Origin of the sequence: Gordonia polyisoprenivorans (genome assembly GCF_017654315.1) — a bacterium.
Taxonomy (GTDB): domain Bacteria; phylum Actinomycetota; class Actinomycetes; order Mycobacteriales; family Mycobacteriaceae; genus Gordonia; species Gordonia polyisoprenivorans_A.
The window spans coordinates 4,638,653-4,657,241 of record NZ_CP072203.1 but is presented as its reverse complement, the minus strand read 5'-3'; the positions used below and the strand labels follow the sequence as shown (position 1 = coordinate 4,657,241).

Sequence of the window (18,589 nt, the reverse complement as noted above, 5' to 3'; positions counted from 1 at the left end):
CTGCGCCCTGCACCATCGACACTCATCGATTGCGGCGCGGGCTTGATACGTTCGGGTCCACACAGACGAGCAAGAGGATGCGATGAGTGGCGTGAGCGAGGGCGTGGTCACCGACGGCGAACTGATCGCCCGCGCCGCACACTGGTGCGCACACGACCCCGACGCGGCCACCCGGGCCGAACTCGGCGCCCTCATCACCGGTGCGAGGTCCCACGATCCGGAGGCACTCGCCGAGTTGCGGTCGCGGTGTGCCGGTCCCCTCGAGTTCGGCACCGCGGGCCTGCGTGCAGCGGTGGGCGCGGGCGAATCCCGCATGAACACCGCCGTCGTCATCCGGGCCACCGCCGGGCTCGCCCGCTACCTGCTCGAGGTCGTCGGACCCGACGCCGCGGTGGTTGTGGGTTGTGATGCGCGGCATGGTTCTTCGCGATTCCGGATGGCCGCGTTGCAGGTACTGTCCGGCGCCGGCCTGCGCGCCATCGCCCTGCCCGAGCAGTTGCCGACGCCGATCACGGCGTACGCGGTGCGCGCGCTCGACGCCGACGCCGGGATCATGATCACCGCGTCACATAATCCGCCCGCCGACAACGGCTACAAGGTGTACCTGGGTGGACGAGCGACCGACGCCGACGGAGCGGGGGTGCAGATCGTGCCGCCGGCCGACGCCGAGATCGCGTCGCGGATCGCCGACAGTCCGGCGGCCGACGAAATACCGCGCTCCGACGACCGGATCACCGACGCCGATCCTGAGCTGCCGCGCGGCTACATCGCCCGCACGGCCGGTCTTCGCCGGCGTGCCGAGCTGTCACCGGTTCGCGTGGTCCTGACCGCGATGCACGGCGTCGGGGGCACCACGGCGATGCAGGTCCTGCGGGCCGCCGGCATCCGCGACGTCCACCCCGTGCCGGCGCAGTTCCTCCCGGACCCGGACTTCCCGACCGTGGCGTTCCCGAACCCGGAGGAACCCGGCGCCATCGATCTCGCGATCGCCCACGCCCGGGAGGTCGACGCCGACGTCGTCATCGCGCTCGATCCCGACGCCGACCGCTGTTCGGTCGCGACGAGCCGCGACGGACTCTGGCGGCAGCTGTCCGGCGACGAGATCGGTGCGCTGCTCGGCGAGCAGGCCGCCGCCGACGATTCCCTGCCTGGCGACACCCTGGCGTGTTCGATCGTGTCCAGCAGGCTGCTGGGCCGCATCGCCGCCGCGCATGGTCTGCGATTCGCGCAGACCCTCACCGGCTTCAAGTGGATCGCGCGCACCCCCGGCCTGCGATTCGGCTACGAGGAAGCGATCGGATACTGCACCGACCCCGACGCGGTGCACGACAAGGACGGAATCGCTGCTGCCGTCCGCATGATCGCCCTGGTCGAGGATCTCGCCGCTACCGGTGCGGTTCTGGAGGACCAGCTCGACCATCTGGCTTATGTGCACGGGCTCCACAGCACCTCGGCCATCAGCGTTCGCGTGGAGAATCCCGCGGTGATCGAGGCCACGATGACAAGGCTGCGGTCGGCCCGGACGGACCGACTGGCCGGGGAGGCGATCGTCGAGTTCCGCGATCTCGCACGTGGTGGAGATGACCTTCCGCCGACCGACGCCCTCCTGTTCCGGACCGCCGCCGACGATCGTGTCATCGTCCGGCCGTCGGGTACCGAACCCAAGCTCAAGTGCTATCTCGAGGTGGTCATTTCGGCCGACGAAGTGCGTACCGCAGGGGTGCGGGCGGCACGGGCGACGGCGCAGGCACGCCTTGGCGACGTCGCCACCGAACTCACCTCGCTGCTGGGGCTCTGACCCGCACGGCGAGGCCGGCGGCCGGACCCGCGGTGTCGCCGCGCCCGCCGCGCATCGGGTGCCGAGATAGTCGTTCTCCGTGTCGCATAATCAGACGACATAAACCTCCGAATAATCAAGGAATATCGGCGACGCGTTGTTCCAAGATGGAAAAATCTCGATTTTCTTTACATGTGACAATTATTTATTGATACTCGACGGAAAACGCCCGATCTGGCGTCCGGATACGGAGCACTAATGCCGTACGGTGCTATTGTTCGTTTTGTATTCAGCAACGCAGTACTACGAGGGGGCTCTATCCGATGGCACGTCGAACCGTTGTCACATTCGTCGATGATCTCGACGGAAAAGAACTGAAGGAAGCAGTCACAATCACCTTCAGTGTCGATAACAAAGCCTATGAATTCGATACGTCGCCGGCGCACGCCAAGCAATTCCGGCAGGATCTCGAACGATATGTGACGGCCTCACGCTCGGCCGGTAGCCGCCGGTCTAAGGCGGCCCGAAGTGCGCGTTCGTCACGCGATCTGAAGGCCGTGCGCGACTGGGCGCGGGTCAACGGTTACGACATCAGTGATCGTGGCCGTATCGCGACCGAGGTCATCGAGGCGTACCAGGCCGCGAACTGAGCGGCCGAAACTGTTCCGACGCCTGATGTGCCCGACGCGTAGTGTCGGGGCATGGCCGACGACTTTCCGAATTCCGACAGGTCCATCCGAGACCACATCACCGAGCTGATCGGGGAGGAGCACGAGTTGCGCGAGCGACTCGGGCGCGGAGATATCAGCAAAGGTGAAGAGAATGCGCGTCTGCGCGCACTCGAGGTGGACCTCGATCAATGCTGGGACCTGCTGCGGCAACGTCAGGCACGCCGACATGCCGGGCAGAATCCCGACGACGCGTCGGCCCGTCCAGCCGACGTCGTCGAGAACTACCTGGAGTGACTTCGCGTCCAGGATCGAACCCGACATCGCACACGTCGCCGATTCCACATCGCCGACACCGATGCCCGGCGAACCCATCCGATCGGACACGCTGACCTGCCCGAACGGGTGGGTTCGCCATACCGTTCGGCGCGATCTGCCGACCGATTGGCGCAGGTGATGCCAACCCCTCGCGCCGACGTGTGAGGCTGATTACCCTCGAATCGGCAGCGTGGCGGGTCGCCCGACCTCTCTGCCGCGACATCGATCGACGTGAGGATGGCAGTGGCCAGCAACAGCGACGCGCGCAGCTTCGGTTCAGACAGCTACGACAAGGCATTTCGCGACAGCATCGAGGACCGGGAGTCGTTCTGGCTCACCGCCGCCGCCGACATCGAGTGGTCGGTGCCGCCGACGGTGGCGCTCGACGACTCACACGCGCCGATCTACCGCTGGTTTCCCGACGGCACCCTGAACACGTGCTTCAACGCGCTCGATCGCCACGTCGCCGCCGGTCACGGCGATCGGATGGCGCTCATCTGGGATTCGGCGATGGTCGGTGAGGTGCGGCGCTACACCTATGCCGAGCTCCTCGACGAGGTGTCACGTTTCGCCGGGGTACTCGGCGCGGCAGGCGTCGCGGCGGGCGACCGCGTCGTCATCTACCTGCCGATGATTCCCGAGGCCGCGATCGCGATGTTGGCGTGCGCCCGCATCGGCGCCGTCCACTCGGTGGTCTTCGGCGGTTTCGCCGCACCCGAACTCGCGACCCGGATCGACGACGCCGAGCCGGTGGCGATCGTCACCGCGTCCGGAGGTCTCGAACCCGGCCGCGTCGTGGAGTATCTGCCGATGGTGCACAAGGCGCTCGAGCTCGCCGCCAAGCCCCCGACCACGGTGATCGTCAAGAACCGCGACGAGGTCCCCGGCTCGGCCGCCGACCACGATGGCTGGCTCGACTGGGACGACGAGATCGCCGACGCCACGCCGGCGGCGCCGGTGACGGTCGCGGCCACCGATCCGCTCTACATCCTCTATACCTCGGGGACCACCGGGAAACCCAAGGGCGTCGTCCGCGACAACGGCGGCCACGCCGTCGCACTGGCCTGGTCGATGCCCAACATCTACGACATCCAGCCCGGCGATGTCTGGTGGACCGCGTCCGACGTCGGATGGGTCGTCGGCCACTCCTACATCGTCTACGGTCCGCTGCTGATCGGCGCGACGACGATCATGTACGAGGGCAAGCCGGTCGGCACCCCCGACGCCGGCGCCTTCTGGCGCGTCATCTCCGAACACCGTGCCAAGGCGCTGTTCACCGCGCCGACCGCGATCCGCGCCATCCGCAAGGCCGATCCCGACGCCGCGCTGCTCGCCCAGTACGACGTCTCCTCGCTGCAGACCCTGTTCGCCGCCGGTGAGCGCCTCGACCCCGACACCTTCGAGTGGGCTGGCCAGATCCTCGGGATCCCGGTCGTCGACCACTGGTGGCAGACCGAGACCGGCTGGGCGATCGCGGCCAATCTCCGTGGGCTCCAACCGATGCCGATCAAGGCCGGCTCGCCGACAGTGCCGGTGCCGGGGTACCGCGTCGGCGTCGTCGACGCCGAGGGTGCCGCGGTGGCGCCGGGCACCGAAGGCAACATCGTCATCGAACTCCCGCTGCCGCCGGGAACCCTCGCCGGACTGTGGCAAGACGAAGAGCGCTACCGCAGTTCCTATCTCAAGGCCTTCCCCGGGTACTACCTGACCGGCGACTCCGGATACGTCGACGCCGACGGCTACGTCTTCGTCCTCGGCCGCTCCGACGACGTCATCAACGTCGCCGGACACCGGTTGTCCACCGGCAGTATCGAGGCGGTCGTCGCCGCGCATCCGGCGGTGGCCGAATGCGCGGTCATCGGCATCCACGACGACCTCAAGGGGCAGCGGCCCAGCGGGTACGTGGTGCTCAAGTCGGGAGTGGAGATCGAGCCCGACACCCTGCGCGCCGAGTTGGTCGCCATGGTGCGCAACGAGATCGGGGCCGTTGCGACCTTCCGCGACGTCACCGTGGTGCCGGCGCTGCCGAAGACCCGCTCGGGCAAGATCCTGCGAAAGACCATGCGCCAGATCGCCGATCACGAGGACTACACGGTGCCCTCGACCATCGAGGACCCGGACGTGTTGGCGGCGTTGGCGCGTCAGCTCGGCGGCTGAGCCCCTGGGCGTTCGGCGTCCGGGTGCGGTGAGGTTGGGCTAGGGTGAGCCGGTGGCTCCCGACAGCGCCCGCCCGCCACTGTTCGTCTGGAACTGGCTGCCGGCCCTGGCCGCACTCGTGGCGGGTATCCCGGCGATCGTCGTGACGGCCCTGGTCGACGTGGGCGCCGGTGCTGGCCGTCTGGTCGGCGCCCGCACTGCGCCGTCCGCGACTGTCGATGCTGCTGACGATCATGGCGCCCCCGCTGGTCGGGGTGGGCCTGAGCTCCGACGATGTGGCCGTCGGCCTGCGGATCACCGGACTGTTCCTCCTCGGTGGCCTCGCCGCCTTCGTCGTAGCCGTCGTCATCCCGGAACGCCTCGTCCCGGACGGGCCCGGCGGTGGGCCGGGTCCGCGGGTGCCGGTAATGCAGTATGGCCTGCTCGTCGGTGTGGTGGGGGCGATCACCGCGGGTATCGGATTCGCCTTCGGCTTCGATCACGTCGGATGGGCTTGCGCGGCAGCGCTTCTGGTCATGAGGCCGGATCCGGATCTCCAACTGTGGCGGACCGCCGGACGGTTCGTGTCGGTGGTGACCGGTGGTGCGGTCGTCGTCGTACTCGCCGACCATGCACCCGCCTGGTTGATCGCGCTCGTGGTCGGGGTGGTCCTCGCCGCGGCGGCGGGCACGCGCGGCAGCCGATGGTACGTCCTGCCGACCTTCACCACCTTTCTGGTCATCCTCATGCTCGGCGCGGCGACCACCGGAACCGCACCCGGACGCTTCGGTGAGCGTGTCGGCGAGACGCTTCTCGGCCTCGCGGTCGCGGCGGTGGTCGGTGTGGGTGTTCCGCTTCTGCGCCGGCGCCTGCGCCCGGAGTCGACCGACGTCGAGTAGCATCGGGCGCGGGTGATGGATCTCGCCCGGGCCGCATCGGCCCGAACCGCCGACAAGGCTGATGGCTCCTGTTCCGATTGCCGGAAAGGAGTTCTGTCATGGGCGCACCTCCGCACCCCGAGCCGACCTCGAATCCACCCGTTCCTCGTCCCGTCGACCCCGACAGCCCGGCTCCACGGCCCCTGCATCTGCAGCCGGGAGCGCTCGCGCTGGTCTTTCTCGGCGGCATTGCCGGTACCGGGATGCGGTACCTGCTCGAGGAGTTGTTCCCGGCCCACGGAACCGTTTGGCCGTGGGCGACATTCGGCATCAACCTCAGCGGTTCCCTCGTGCTGGGTGCGCTGCTCGAGGTACTCGCCCTGGCCGGGCCGGACGAGGGATGGCGACGACGCATTCGGGTGCTCGTCGGCACCGGATTCTGCGGTTCGTACACCACCTACAGCACATTCGCCCTGGAAACCGCTCAACTCGGACACCACGGCGCGCCGGGCACCGCGATCGCGTACGCAGCAGTCAGCGTGGTCGGCGGAATCCTGTGCGCCTGGGCCGGTATCGCGCTCGCCGGTGCCGCTCTACGGGGCCGGGGAGGTGAGGTCGCATGACGGTGATCGCGATCCTGCTGGTGGGTGCCCTCGGCGCGGTCGCCCGGTTCGTCGTCGACGGCAGCATCAAACGATGGCGATCGACGACATTTCCGTGGGCCACCGTCGTCATCAACGTGACCGGGTCGTTGGTGTTGGGAATGCTCGCCGGGCTGGTGATCTCGCACGGGGCGCCGACCGGGTTGCAAGCCGTCGTCGGGACCGGATTCTGCGGCGGATACACGACATTCAGCACCGCATCGGTGGAGACGATTCGGCTCGCCCAGCAGCGGCACGGAATGCTCGCGATGGCCAACGCGGTCGGCTCGGTGATTGCCTCGGTGGCTGCGTGTGCCGCCGGGCTGGCACTGACGTGGGCGATCTGAGGAGCGCGATGAGCAACAACAACCGAAACCGCTATTCCCACAACCGAAGTTCCCACAACCGAAGTTCCGACAACCGAAGTTCCAAGGACCGAGGTCCCGAGGACACCGGGCCGCTGCGCCGCCATCGACGCGGGCCCCCGCCGTCGATGACTCCACGAACCGCGCTGGTCGTCGGGCGGAATCGGCACCCCGACAGCGTCGCCGCGGTCCGCTTCGCCGTGATGCTGGCGCGTCGACTCGACGCGCACGTCCACGTGGTCCACATCGTCGATCTCGACGACGAACCACTCGATCCCGATGCGCCCGACTGGGATCAGCAGTTCGCCGCCACCGTTGACCGCGACGCACTCGCCGCCCGGGACCTGCTCGACACACTGCCCGCCTCGTGGACCTCCACAGTGGACACGGGTCGGCCGCCGACCTGCTCGCAGCGGTCGCCGACGAGTACTCGGCACTCCTCGTGGCGATCGGCAGCCCGCGGGGCGGACTGATGGCGCCGCCACCCCGAACTCGCCTTCACCGAGACACGCACGGCCGGCATCGCCGCCACCCACCTGCGAGCCGCGGGATATGTGGTGGCCGAGGGGATCGGCGGCACCGGGGTTGTCGGAGTACTGACCCGCGGAGCGGGCCCGACGGTTCTGCTGCGCGCCGACATGGATGCCCTGCCCGTGCAGGAACAGACCGGACCCGACTACGCCAGCACCGCGGTCGGCACCCACGCCGACGGGACGAGCACCCCGCTGATGCACGCCTGCGGCCATGACGTCCACACCAGTTGCCTGATCGGCGCGGCCTACGACCTCGCCGCCGACGCCACGTGGCGCGGATGTCTGATGCTGGTGTTCCAACCCGCAGAGGAGCTCGGCAGCGGGGCGCGCCATGGTCGACGACGACCTCTTCGGCCGGTTCGGCACGCCGGATGTGGTTCTCGGACAACATGTCGCGCCGCTACCGGCCGGGCTGCTCGGTGTCCACGACGGGGTTTCGTTTGCCGCGGCCGACAGCGTGTCGGTGGTGTTGCACGGCGTCGGTGGGCACGGCTCACGTCCGGAGACGACGATCGACCCGGTCGTCATGGCGTCCTCCTTGGTCATGCGTCTGCAGACCATCGTGTCGAGGACCATGCCGCCCACGGAGACCGCGGTGGTGACGGTCGGATCGTTGCACGCGGGCACCGCTCCCAACATCATCGCCGACCGCGCCGAACTCGCAGTGAGCGTACGCAGTTTCGACCCGGACGTACGCGAGACCGTCCTCGAACGCATTCGCGTTCTCGCGCAAGCGGAGACGATTGCTGCCGGCGGCCATCGTGACCCGGAGATCCGGATCGCCGAGTCGTTCCCGGCGCTGGTCAACGATCCCGGCGCGTGTGACACCGTACGGAAGGCGTTCTCGGACGTGCCCGGGGTGATGGTGGTCGATCCCGGGGTGGTGACCGGCAGCGAGGACGTCGGTCACTTCGCCGACGCGGCCGACGCGCCCTGTGCGTACTGGCTGCTGGGCGGGGCCGATCCGACGTTGTTCGCCGGTGCCGGCAGCGTCGAGGAGATCGCGGCGGTGGTCGCCGGGCTGCCGTCCAATCACTCGCCGCAATTCGCACCGGTGATCCAACCGACCCTCTCGAACGGGGTCAGCGCACTCGTCGCCGCGGCCCTCGCATGGCTGCGGCCCACCACCTGACCGCCCGGCATTTGCGGGAGCCGCAGACCAGGAACTCGCGAGGCAGAAACCGCTGGGCAGTCGCGAGGCGATCTGAGAGCATGGCGGCATGGAGATCACCACCGAAGAACAGTTGCGCGCGATAGTCGGTCATCCCATCGAGATGGTGGTCAAGAAGGTCAAGTCCGCGCTCGAGCCGGTGCACGTCGACTGGCTGGCAGCATCGCCGATGCTGTTCGTGGCCACCTCCGACGCGCAGGGCCGGATGGACGTCTCACCCAAGGGGGATCCGCCCGGCAAGGTGGTGCACGTCCTCGACGAGCACACCATCGTCATCCCCGAGCGTCCCGGCAACAAACGCGTCGACGGTTACCTCAACATCCTGCGCAATCCGCACGTGGGAACCATCGCCATCATCCCGGGACGCGGGGACACGTTGCGGGTCAACGGGACCGCACGCATCGTCGATGGCGCCGACGACGACAGCGGCGGCACATATTTCGATGAGCTCGCCGTCAAGGGTCGCCGACCGATCCTGGCGCTGGAGGTCACCGTGGAGGAGGTGTTCTTCCACTGCGCCAAGGCTTTCCTGCGGTCGGATCTGTGGCGGCCGGAGACGTGGCATCCCGACCACCTGCCGAGCACCGCGGAGATGACCAAGAAACTCATGCCCGAACTCGACGAGGTGGCCCTGCAGGAGCGCTACGCCGAGAGTAATTACCGAAAGTTGTTGTACTGAGCGCATTCCCGGGATTCTTCACCGGTATCCGGGAGCACGGGGCGTGCGGTCCGAGCGCGCGGTGCGTAGCAGTGGCAGAGCCCGATAGGGCACGATCTCCGACAGCACGACGATGCTGATGGAGCGCGCGACCGACGGTGACCGGCAAATCTCGAGCAAAGTCTCCTGCAAATCCTTGTGCGAGGCGGCCGCGACCCGGCACAGCACATCACTGGCACCGGTAGTGGCGAACGCCTCGAGCACACCGGGAATCGCCGACAACGCCGCGGTGACGGTACTCAGCTCACCTGCACCGTTTCGAGCTGGACGAAGCACTGCACGTCGAAACCGGCGGCCGCGACATCGAGATGCGGGTGATATCCGGCGATGATCCGGGCGTCCTCGAGCTTCGCCAGGCGGGACTGCACGGCGGCGCGCGCCACTCGGATTCCGAACACGGTGTCGACGCCGTGCGCGACGAGCCCGTCGACGAGTACCTCCGCAGTGGTGCGCGGGGTGGCGATCGGACGTCGGGTCTCGGCGATCGGGTGGTTGCTCGGTGCGGTGATGGTCATCGGTGGCGTCCTTTCCGCTCGAACCCTGATGTGCTGGAGACAGATGTGCTGCAGACAGATGTGCTGCAGACAACGGTGTGTTCGAGGGAACAACGCCACGTGGAGATGGTCAACAGTGGTAGTGATAACTGGCGATCCCGCGCAGATCGAGCAGCATCACCGCCGCTGATCTATACAATCTGACCGGTGTCGGCCGGTCAGGCTCATCGATGCTGGGCCGACAACGCGAACGACGGATCGTAGAGGTCGGTAGGTGTCCCGGTGATGAGGTCGGCGGCGATCTGCCCGTAGACGGGGGCGAATTTGAAACCGCGCCCGGAGAATGCGGTGAGCAGCAGCATCCCGGTGTCGGCGTCGAGATCCACCAGCGGTAGATCGCCGGGAGTACACAGCTCGTGGTGCATCGAGTACTTCACCGGTTCGGGATTGAGATCGGCAAGGAAGTTCGCCGCCCAACCGCCGATCCGGGTGAGGTCGGCGCGACTGAACTCGGGCACCTCGTCGGGGGAGCCGATGGCGGGCCAGAGGGGCTCGGTCGCGACCTTGATGCTGTACGAGTCGTGGCTGGGGGTGCCGTAGAGGTGTACACCGTCCTCGTCGCGGATGAAGACCGGGAAGCGCTCCGGGGTGAACATCTGCGGGTGGCGGGGCATGAACCAGGTCAGCGACAGCGGGATGATCGAGAGGAATCCCTTGAGATCCGGGCGCAGGCGGGTCGTCCACGATCCGGTCGCCACGACGACCTTGTCGCAGGCGATCGTGCCGTGATCGGTGATGATCTGTAGGCGCCCGCCCGCCTCGTCGAAGTCGATCACCTCGGTGTTCGTGAGTACCTGCGCACCATGGGATTTCGCGGTCTCCACGGCGGCCATCACGCTCGCTTCCGGATACAGGCTGCCGGCGCGGTGATCGAGGACCGCGACGGTGTGGTCGTTGACGCGGTGTTGCGGGTAGCGCGAGCGCAGCGCGGCAGCGTCGAGGATCTCGTGCGGGAGATCGAACTGTTCGGCCGACGCGATCGACTTGAGCAGGCTGCCGGAGCCCGCGTCGCCGATCTGCAGGGCACCGCACTCGTCGTAGAGGTGCCGGCCCGAGTCGTGCTCCAACTCGAACCACAGCTCACGCGCGCGGGCGAGCATCGGGACAAAGCGCGGCCCCTCGTGCACGGCCGATCGGAACAGGCGTGAATCACCGGCATACGAGCCGCGGGCGTGCCCGATGCCGAATTGTTCGACGCCGATGGTGCGTACGCCTCGTTTGGCCAACTGCCACAGCGCCATTGATCCGGCCGAACCCAGGCCGATGACGACGACGTCGGTCTCCATGATGTGAATGTCCTTCGGGTAGAGGGTGACTCAGGCCAGAGCCGGTGAGTCCCAGAGGTTGAGGATGGTGCCGATGCCCTTGGCGACGGCGTTGCGATAGATGACGGTGCCCCAGGCGACATCCTCGACGGGCATCCCGCCCACGGAGAACACGACGATCTCGTCGTCGGAGCGGCGCCCGACGGCGTCGCCCGCGGCGACGGCACCGAGGTCCACGAGGTCGTCGGCGGCCATTGCACCGTCATGGATCATGTCCATGAACTTGCATCCGATGATCGGGATCGTGTGGTGCGACGGGTGCCCGGTCTCCTCGGCCCATGCTTCGTAGAGGCGCACGTTGTCGACCACCTTGCGGACATCGGGTGTCTGCATGCCGGCGTCGATGTTGCAGGGGGCGGGCATGCTCAGGAATGCCCCCGGTTTCACGTCCTCACGGCGGATCGTGGGATAGGTGGCGGGATCGCCGGTGACCCCGGTCGTGCAGAAGGTGACGATGTCGGAATCCCGGACGGCCTCGCCGAGGGTGTCGACCTCGAGAATCGTGGTGATCTGCGGGAATTCGTCGCGCACCCACGCGGTGAAGGCGTCGATACTGCTCCGGCTGCGGCCCTTGATCTTGAGGGTGTCGATCATCGGGCAGGTGGCGACGAACGCCGACAACGACGTGCGGGCCATCACCCCGGGGCCGACGATGCCGACCACCCGCGAGTCCGGGCGCGCCAGGTGGCGCGCGCCGACCCCGGGGACCGCGCCGGTCCGATACGCCGACAACAGGTTCGCCGACATCAGCGCCAGCGGCGCGCCGGTGTCGGTGTCGTTGAGCATGAACATCAGGATCGAGCGCGGTAATCCCTTGTCGCGGTTGGCGACATTGGAGCCGTACCACTTCATGCCGCTGGTGCCGAAGCTGCCGCCGAGGTAGGCGGGCATCGCCATGAACCGGCGGTCGGCGGTGTTGGCGGGCATACCCTCGAACGGCGACTCGTCGGGGAAGGTGATCATCGCGCCGTGTGAGTCGCTGTTGGGTCCGGCCATGCGGTAATCGCCCTTGTGTAGCAACACGAAGGTCTCCTCCATTGCGTCGACGCAGGCGGGCATGTCGGTGACGCCTGCGGCGATCATGTCGGGTTCGGAGAGATAGCGAAAATCGATCCGGGTGGTCATCGGGCGGTCCTCGGTGGTGATCTGGTGCAGGGCAGGGGGTTTCGGCACGATCGGTGTTGTTGCTGTCGTGGCCGTGATTGCTGTCTCACTCACGGTCACGTCCCATCTCGGCGTAGAGCTGCGCTGAGCGTGAGCGGAGCACCAGCGAGGCGCCCGCCCCGAGTACCGCGGCGACGAGCAGCAGGGCAGGGAGCAGCCAGACGAGGATTCCGCCGGAACTGATGAGCAGCCCGAAGTTGGCGATCGCGTACCACAGGATCGCGATCAGGGCGATGCCGGCCACCAGCGGAGCGACCAAGGTGCGCAACAGGTTTCGTTCGAGGTCGCGGTGGCGCAGGAAGAAGGCGACCACGGCGAACGACGATGCGGCCATCAAGGCGATCACGCCGAGCGTGCCGAGGTTGGTCAGCCAGGTGAACAGTGCGAGCACCGGATCTTGGCCGGCGAGGGCGAAGATCGCGACCACGATCACCGCGACGGTGGTCTGGGCCACCGACCCGACGTGCGGGCTCTGGTGGGTGCGGTGGGTGCGCCCGGCCTGCTCGGGCAGCAGTCCCTCGCGTCCGAGGGCGTAGGTGTAGCGGGCGACGGCGTTGTGGAAGGCCAGCACCGCGGCGAACACGCTGGTGATGAACAGTAGTCGCATGATGGTCGTGAACCAGGAGCCGATGTAGGAGTTCGAGAGATCGAACAGGAAGGTCGTCGGGTCGGCGAGTTTCGCGATGTAGTCGGGGATGTTGCCCACGCCCGCACCATTGACCATCAGGAAGGTGACGGCGGTGTAGACCACGCCGATGGTGATCACGGCGAGGAACGTCGCGCGCGGCACCGTGCGCTTGGGGTCCTTGGCTTCTTCGCTGTAGATGGCGGTGGCCTCGAATCCGACGAAGGATGCGAAGCAGAACAGCAGGGCGATCGGTAGTGAGCCGGAGGTGAGGGCGCTCGGCGTCAGCGGGGTGACGCTCAGCGACGTCGTCCCGAAATCGCCGCCCTTGACCGCGATGACGATCGCCAGCACGATCACCACCAGGAATTCCGCGGCCACCAGCACCGAGAGCACCTTCACCGACAGATCGATCTGGCGATAGCCGAGGACTGCGACGATGGCGATGCCGATCAGGACGAACACCCACCAGTCGATGGACACCCCGAATTCGTCGCTGACGAATCCGGTGACCGCGGCGCCGAACAGACCCCACAGGCCGATCTGCATCGCGTTGTAACTGAGCAGCGCGAGATAGGCTGCCGCCCCACCGAATTGCTGGCGCAGGCCGCGGGTCACGTAGGAGTAGAACGCACCGGTGCTGGTGTGGTGGCGGGCCATGGTGGTGTAGCCGACGGCGAAGACGAGCAGGGTGAGTACGGCGACGATGTAGGCGCCGGGCACGCCGGGGCCGTTGCCCAGCAGCATGGCCACGGGCGCACCGCCGGCCATCGCGGTCAGCGGTGCCGCGGCGGAGATCACGAAGAACGTGACCCCGAAGACGCCGAGGCTGCCGCGCCGGAGTTGATGTTGTTCTCGGGTGGATGTGGTGGAGGTCGCGGCGGGGCTCGGCGCGGGGTGCTCGGTGGTCATGGGAACTCCAGGGAGATCGGGGTGGGAGGGATCGAAAGGTCAGCCGTGGCAGGGGGAGTCGTCGGTGGCGGCGCTGTGTGAGGTGTCGCAGGAGGATGAGGTGTTGCAGGATGCGCTCGAGGCGGGGACGTCGAGGGTGGGGTTGCGGTCGAACAAGCCGACCGGTTTGAGGGTGAATCCGGTGTAGTCGACGGGCATGATGGGCCAGTCCTCCGGGCGCGGATAATGCGTGAGACCGAAGGTGTGCCACACGACGATGTCGGTGTTCTCGACGCTGCGATCGCCGTGCACGAAGGCGGGTAGGCCCGAGCCCCCGGGGTGCTGGTTCACCAGATGGCCTGCGGCATAGAGCTCGTCGGCGTCGAAGGGTGTCACCCACAGATGTTTGGTCGCGAATGCGGCGCGACGGGCGATCGACGATCCGTCGTCGGCCAGCAGGGTCTGGCGGCCCTCCGGGAGCAGCGCATAGGCGACCGGCTGGCCGAGTCGGTTCGTCCTCCCGGGGTTGGTGACGTGCCAGACCCGACCGACGGTGTTGTCGGCGTCGCGTTGAGCCTCGGATTCGGTGTGCAGCAACGTCTTCGACAGGGTGAAGGCGTTGCCGTGCGGATTGCCGTCTCCTATCGGGACCCGGACGCTCTGCAGTTCCTCGACGCTGTTGGCATCGCCGTCGACCATCATGTCGAGCCGGGCGCTGAACAGGTGCTGGTGATACGGAGCGCCGAGTCCGGGGGCGATCTGCGAGGAGTACGGGTACTCGTCGCCGGGGTAGGCGGAGGTGAACACGATTCCCGTTGCCTTGACCTCGAATTGGATGGTCCCGTCGAGGTAGAGGTACCAGAAGAAGCCGTAGTCGTAATTGCCGATGGTGGTGAAGAACGAGATCACCAGACGCCGCTGTCTGCGGGTCTCGTGGGAGCCGGCCCACAGGTCGGCGTGTTTCCAGAGGATGCCGTAATCCTCCTCGTGCATGCACACCGCGTTGCGCAGTGTGTGCGGGGCGCCGCTCTCGTCGGCGATGACCGCATCGAAGTAGGTGATGTCGCCGACGCAGTCACAGCCGAGTTCGAGGGCATTGGCGTAACGCCCGACGAGGTATTCGCCGGTGTCGAAGTAGTTCTGCCACGAACGCACCGGCGACGGATCGCCGTAGGGCACCACCATCTCCGCGATCGACGCGCGGTGGATGATCGGCCGCACCTGGCCGCTGTCGGTGAAGCCGATCTGATGCAGGACGAGACCTTCGCGGGCGTCGAAACCGACTCGCAGACTCCACTTCTCCCACTCGACCAGATTGCCGGTCACGGTGAAGCTCGGCCCCTGCGGCTGGGTGATGGCGATGGGCTTCTGCGTGGTGCGCAGCGGGCCGGTGACCTCGGGATCGGCGAAGTTGCCGGACTCCTGCGGGATCGGCACCACGCCCAGGTCGAGGATCTGCAGGACCTCTCGTGCCGTGACGTCGACGAAGGCGACGAGTCCGTCGATCGGATGTGCCCACGGGTGGTCGGTGGGTTCGGGCTGCCAGAAGGCCAGTCCGCGCAGGATGCGGCGCCCCTCCTCGCCCGGATAGTCGAAGACGCCCGCCGAGAGGGGCGCGACGCGGACCTGCGCCACATCGAGGTCGCGGGCGGCGAGTGCCGCCAGCCATCGCTCGTCGGTGGCGAGGACCTCCTCGACGAGACCGAACTCCTCGTCGAGCACGGGCACCTGACCATCCACGGCGGTGTCGAGTACGCGGTGCGACACCACCTCTCGGTCGGTGACGTCGACGACGGCGTCGAGGGATTCGGACGTGGTGGGGTCGAGCAGCAGCGCCCGGAAGCGTCGGTGCGCCGACGCGGGCGCGTCGCGATGGAGCTGTGCCTTCGCGGGTTCGACGAGCCCGACATAGGCGAAGCGGCTCGTATCGCTGACGAGTCCGGCCGCCCTCAGGATCGCGGTGACGTCGTCGATCTCCGCGGCGGTGGGCATGGACAGGGGATGGTCCACGGTGTCAGGACTGACGGCCATCGGTGTCTCCGTTCAAGATGGTGTGCCGCAACCGGAATCGTTTTTCCTACGGTTGTAGGAAATAGTAGGCACGAGTTGTTTCCGGTGTGTGCGTTTCGTGTTACGTACCCTGTAACGGGCGTGGATCCGGCGCAGGATGCGCCGAACGAGGCGGACGGTGGTGAGGCCACCAGGAGGTGAGGGCGGACGTGCCCAAGGTGGTCGATCACGACGAGCGGCGCCGGGAGATCATCGCCGTGGTGTGGCGATTGATCGCGACCCGGGGGATCAGCGCGGTGAGCATGCGCATGATCGCCGAGGAGGCCGGCTACGCGAACGGGGTGCTGGGCTATTACTTCGCGAACAAGGACGAGGTGATCCGGCGGGCCTACGAGCACGTCTCGCTGGCCACCAACGATCGCGTGGCAAGGCGGATGGGCGACGCGCGGGGTCTCGACGCGCTGCGCATCCTGTGCGGCGAGATCATGCCCCGCACCGAGGAGGCCCTGCTCGAGGCGCGGATCGCCACGACGCTGTGGGAGCACGCCATGTACGACCCGGTGATGAAGCAGGTCAACGCCGAGTCGTGGCAGATGTGGCGCACGCAGATGGTCGGGTTTCTCGACCAGGCGGTGTTCGACGGCGAACTGACGTCGGCGGACACCGCATTGGCCGCCGACACCCTGCTGACCCTGTTGATGGGGATGCAGGTGATGGCCGTGCTCACACCCGAGTCGTTGCCGCCCGCCCGGCAGGACGAGATGTTCGAGCGATGGCTCGAGGAGTTGCGCACTGCTGGGTAGGCGGCGGACATGTCAGGCGAACGGGTGGGTGCCTGCACCGAGCGGGCAGGCGGTATCGGTGTCGGCGAGGGTGGTCACACCGACTCCTTGGCACGAGCGGATGTGCCGGCGGGCAGCAGGTTGCGGGCGAAAAACCCTGCGAGCTCGGCTCGGGCGGAGAGCGGGAGCACGTGCGCCACATACTGATCCGGGCGCACCACCACGACCGCGCCACGGCGGTCGATGCCGCGTTCGGCGAAGATGTCGACGTGCGGGTCGGTCGCGTAGACCTTCTCGTAGTCGGTGATCTGGAACGGACCCACCTTGGGCAGGAAGATCTTCGGCACCGCGTTGAGGTCGACGCGGGTGTGGTCGTGCTGGTAGATCACCTTGACGTCGAACACCGAGTCGAGGTCGGTGCCGGCGGGGGTATGACGCACCACCGGTGACTCCGGATCGGTGGCCAGCCAGGTGGCCCAGTCGTCGAGAGCCGAGACATCGGATGCGGCGTTGTTCATGCCGGCGGACGGATCGGCGGCGAATGCGTAGATCCGCCAACGTCCGTCGGCACGGTGATGATGGCCCAGCTGGACCGGATTGGCATCGCCGACGCGGACCACGGGCGCGGACTTGAACCGTTTGCCGATCGGGAAGCCGGTCGCCAGATCCTGGTGGGTGGCATCGGCGACGATCATCGACGGCGCGTACTGCGTCATGAAGCCGGCCGGGAATTCGGCGGTCTTGACGTAGAAGTCCTCCAGCTCCGACGGTGAGTCGAACTCCTCGGGACGTTTGGCCATCATCGACGACCATTCGCGATCGAAGTCGATCAGGTTCTGCGCGATCACCTGCCGCTCGGCCGAATACGTGCTCAGCAGTTCCTCCGGCGCACGGCCGGAGAGCACGTGACCGAGCTTCCAGCCGATGTTGAAGCCGTCTTGCATCGAGACGTTCATGCCCTGTCCCGCCTTGGCGCTGTGGGTGTGGCACGCATCGCCGGTGATGAACACCCGCGGGGTGCGGGTGCCGGCCTGCTCGATGTCGACGTCGTCGAACCGATCGGTGACCCGGTGACCGACCTCGTAGACACTGTGCCAGGCAACGTTTTTCACGTCGAGGGTGTAGGGATGCAGGATCTCGTTGGCCTGCCGGATGATCTCGGTGATGCTCGTCGTGCGGATCCGGCCGTTGTCGTCGGCGGGGACCTCGCCGAGATCGACGTACATGCGGAACAGGAAACCGCCCTCGCGGGGGATGTGCAGGATGGACCCGCCGGAGCCGGACTGGATCGCGCACTTGGTACGGATGTCGGGGAAGTCGGTGTCGGCCAGCACGTCCATCACACCCCAGGCGTGAAAGGCCTTGTCGCCGTGTGGTGTGCAGCCGATCGCGTCACGCACGCGACTGTGCGCGCCGTCGGAACCGACGACGTACTTCGCGCGCACCGTGCGCGTCTGGCCGTCCTGTTCGCCCGCGGTGTGGCGCAGGGTCACCGTCACCGGGTACTGCTCACCCTGGGTGATCTCGAGGTCGACGAACTCGTAACCGAAGTCCGGCGTCATCCGGGTCGGCGCGTTGGCCATCGACTCGGCGAAGTAGTCCAGGACTCGGGCCTGATTGACGATCAGGTGTGGGAACTCCGAGATGCCGGCCGCATCGTCGGGGGTGCGCGCGGCGCGCACGATTCGTGACGGATCGTTGGGATCGGGCTTCCAGAACGCCATCTCGGTGATCCGGTAGGCCTCGGCGATGATCGATTCGGCGAAACCGAACGCCTGGAAGGTCTCCACGCTGCGCGCCTGGATGCCGTCGGCCTGCCCGATCGCCAGCCGCCCCGGCCTGCGCTCGACGATACGGGTGGTGACGTCGGGGAACTGGGCGAGTTGCGCGGCGGTGATCATGCCGGCGGGGCCGGTGCCGACGATGAGCACGTCGACCTCGTCGGGGAGTTCGTCGGGCCGGTCGAGGCCGGTCCCCGCGGCGGGTTGGACCCGCGGGTCGGTGGACACGTAGCCGTGGTGATGGAACTGCAT

At 67.3% G+C, this 18,589-nt stretch carries 15 protein-coding genes, 2 pseudogenes and 1 riboswitch; of the genes and pseudogenes, 11 read left to right on the top strand and 6 right to left on the bottom strand.

Annotated elements, in window-relative coordinates; all coding sequences use genetic code 11:
• The first annotated feature begins 82 nt into the window (after positions 1 to 82).
• The 10 genes and pseudogenes from J6U32_RS21120 to J6U32_RS21075 all read left to right on the top strand — a co-directional run bounded on the left by J6U32_RS21120 (position 83) and on the right by J6U32_RS21075 (position 9,166).
• Positions 83 to 1,798 (top strand): phospho-sugar mutase, encoded by a 1,716-nt coding sequence (locus J6U32_RS21120; RefSeq protein WP_244332244.1) that lies wholly within the window; start codon positions 83 to 85, stop codon positions 1,796 to 1,798.
• A 302-nt stretch (positions 1,799 to 2,100) separates the two neighbouring features.
• Positions 2,101 to 2,427, top strand: coding sequence for a histone-like nucleoid-structuring protein Lsr2 (locus J6U32_RS21115; protein WP_208792006.1), 327 nt, complete (start codon positions 2,101 to 2,103; stop codon positions 2,425 to 2,427).
• 51 nt (positions 2,428 to 2,478) lie between these two features.
• The gene (locus J6U32_RS21110) at positions 2,479 to 2,742 is read left to right on the top strand and encodes a DUF2630 family protein (protein ID WP_208792005.1); all 264 of its coding nucleotides are present in this window, start codon (positions 2,479 to 2,481) and stop codon (positions 2,740 to 2,742) included.
• 264 nt (positions 2,743 to 3,006) lie between these two features.
• Positions 3,007 to 4,920: a propionyl-CoA synthetase gene (locus J6U32_RS21105; protein ID WP_280118963.1), complete on the top strand. Its 1,914-nt coding sequence runs from the start codon at positions 3,007 to 3,009 to the stop codon at positions 4,918 to 4,920.
• Positions 4,921 to 5,090: 170 nt separating this feature from the next.
• Positions 5,091 to 5,798 carry an FUSC family protein gene (locus J6U32_RS21100; protein ID WP_244332242.1) on the top strand — a complete coding sequence of 236 codons (708 nt, stop codon included), beginning with the start codon at positions 5,091 to 5,093 and terminating at the stop codon, positions 5,796 to 5,798.
• 2 nt (positions 5,799 to 5,800) lie between these two features.
• Positions 5,801 to 5,876: riboswitch (Fluoride riboswitch) on the top strand.
• A 20-nt stretch (positions 5,877 to 5,896) separates the two neighbouring features.
• Positions 5,897 to 6,400, top strand: a complete 504-nt coding sequence (gene crcB, locus J6U32_RS21095; protein ID WP_208792003.1) for a fluoride efflux transporter CrcB — start codon at positions 5,897 to 5,899, stop codon at positions 6,398 to 6,400.
• Entirely contained in the window at positions 6,397 to 6,765 is a 369-nt protein-coding gene (crcB, locus tag J6U32_RS21090) for a fluoride efflux transporter CrcB (RefSeq protein ID WP_208792002.1), read from the top strand. The genes crcB (J6U32_RS21095) and crcB (J6U32_RS21090) overlap by 4 nt, the downstream gene beginning before the upstream one ends.
• A 146-nt stretch (positions 6,766 to 6,911) precedes the next feature.
• Positions 6,912 to 7,256, top strand: coding sequence for a universal stress protein (locus J6U32_RS21085; protein WP_244332240.1), 345 nt, complete (start codon positions 6,912 to 6,914; stop codon positions 7,254 to 7,256).
• Positions 7,257 to 7,421: 165 nt separating this feature from the next.
• Positions 7,422 to 8,448, top strand: a pseudogene (locus J6U32_RS21080) (amidohydrolase).
• 88 nt (positions 8,449 to 8,536) lie between these two features.
• A complete protein-coding gene (locus tag J6U32_RS21075) occupies positions 8,537 to 9,166 on the top strand; it encodes a pyridoxamine 5'-phosphate oxidase family protein (RefSeq protein WP_208792001.1) in 630 nt (209 codons plus the stop codon).
• 18 nt (positions 9,167 to 9,184) lie between these two features.
• On the opposite strand, the pseudogene J6U32_RS21070 reads toward J6U32_RS21075, so the two are convergent.
• The 5 genes and pseudogenes from J6U32_RS21070 to J6U32_RS21050 all read right to left on the bottom strand — a co-directional run.
• Positions 9,185 to 9,594 (bottom strand): annotated as a pseudogene (locus J6U32_RS21070) (Lrp/AsnC family transcriptional regulator); the annotation flags it as partial.
• A 329-nt stretch (positions 9,595 to 9,923) separates the two neighbouring features.
• Entirely contained in the window at positions 9,924 to 11,045 is a 1,122-nt protein-coding gene (gene solA / locus J6U32_RS21065; protein ID WP_208792000.1) for an N-methyl-L-tryptophan oxidase, read from the bottom strand.
• Between the two features lie 30 nt (positions 11,046 to 11,075).
• Entirely contained in the window at positions 11,076 to 12,209 is a 1,134-nt protein-coding gene (locus J6U32_RS21060) for a tyramine oxidase subunit B (protein ID WP_208796254.1), read from the bottom strand.
• An 85-nt stretch (positions 12,210 to 12,294) separates the two neighbouring features.
• Entirely contained in the window at positions 12,295 to 13,785 is a 1,491-nt protein-coding gene (locus J6U32_RS21055; RefSeq protein ID WP_208791999.1) for an APC family permease, read from the bottom strand.
• 39 nt (positions 13,786 to 13,824) lie between these two features.
• Positions 13,825 to 15,795: a primary-amine oxidase gene (locus J6U32_RS21050; RefSeq protein WP_208791998.1), complete on the bottom strand. Its 1,971-nt coding sequence runs from the start codon at positions 15,793 to 15,795 to the stop codon at positions 13,825 to 13,827.
• Between the two features lie 188 nt (positions 15,796 to 15,983).
• On the opposite strand from J6U32_RS21050, the gene J6U32_RS21045 reads away from it, so the two are divergent.
• Positions 15,984 to 16,577 carry a TetR/AcrR family transcriptional regulator gene (locus J6U32_RS21045; RefSeq protein ID WP_208791997.1) on the top strand — a complete coding sequence of 198 codons (594 nt, stop codon included), beginning with the start codon at positions 15,984 to 15,986 and terminating at the stop codon, positions 16,575 to 16,577.
• A gap of 74 nt (positions 16,578 to 16,651) precedes the next feature.
• Here the strand turns inward: J6U32_RS21045 and J6U32_RS21040 are convergent, their stop codons facing one another.
• Positions 16,652 to 18,589, bottom strand: a complete 1,938-nt coding sequence (locus J6U32_RS21040) for an FAD-binding monooxygenase (protein WP_208791996.1) — start codon at positions 18,587 to 18,589, stop codon at positions 16,652 to 16,654.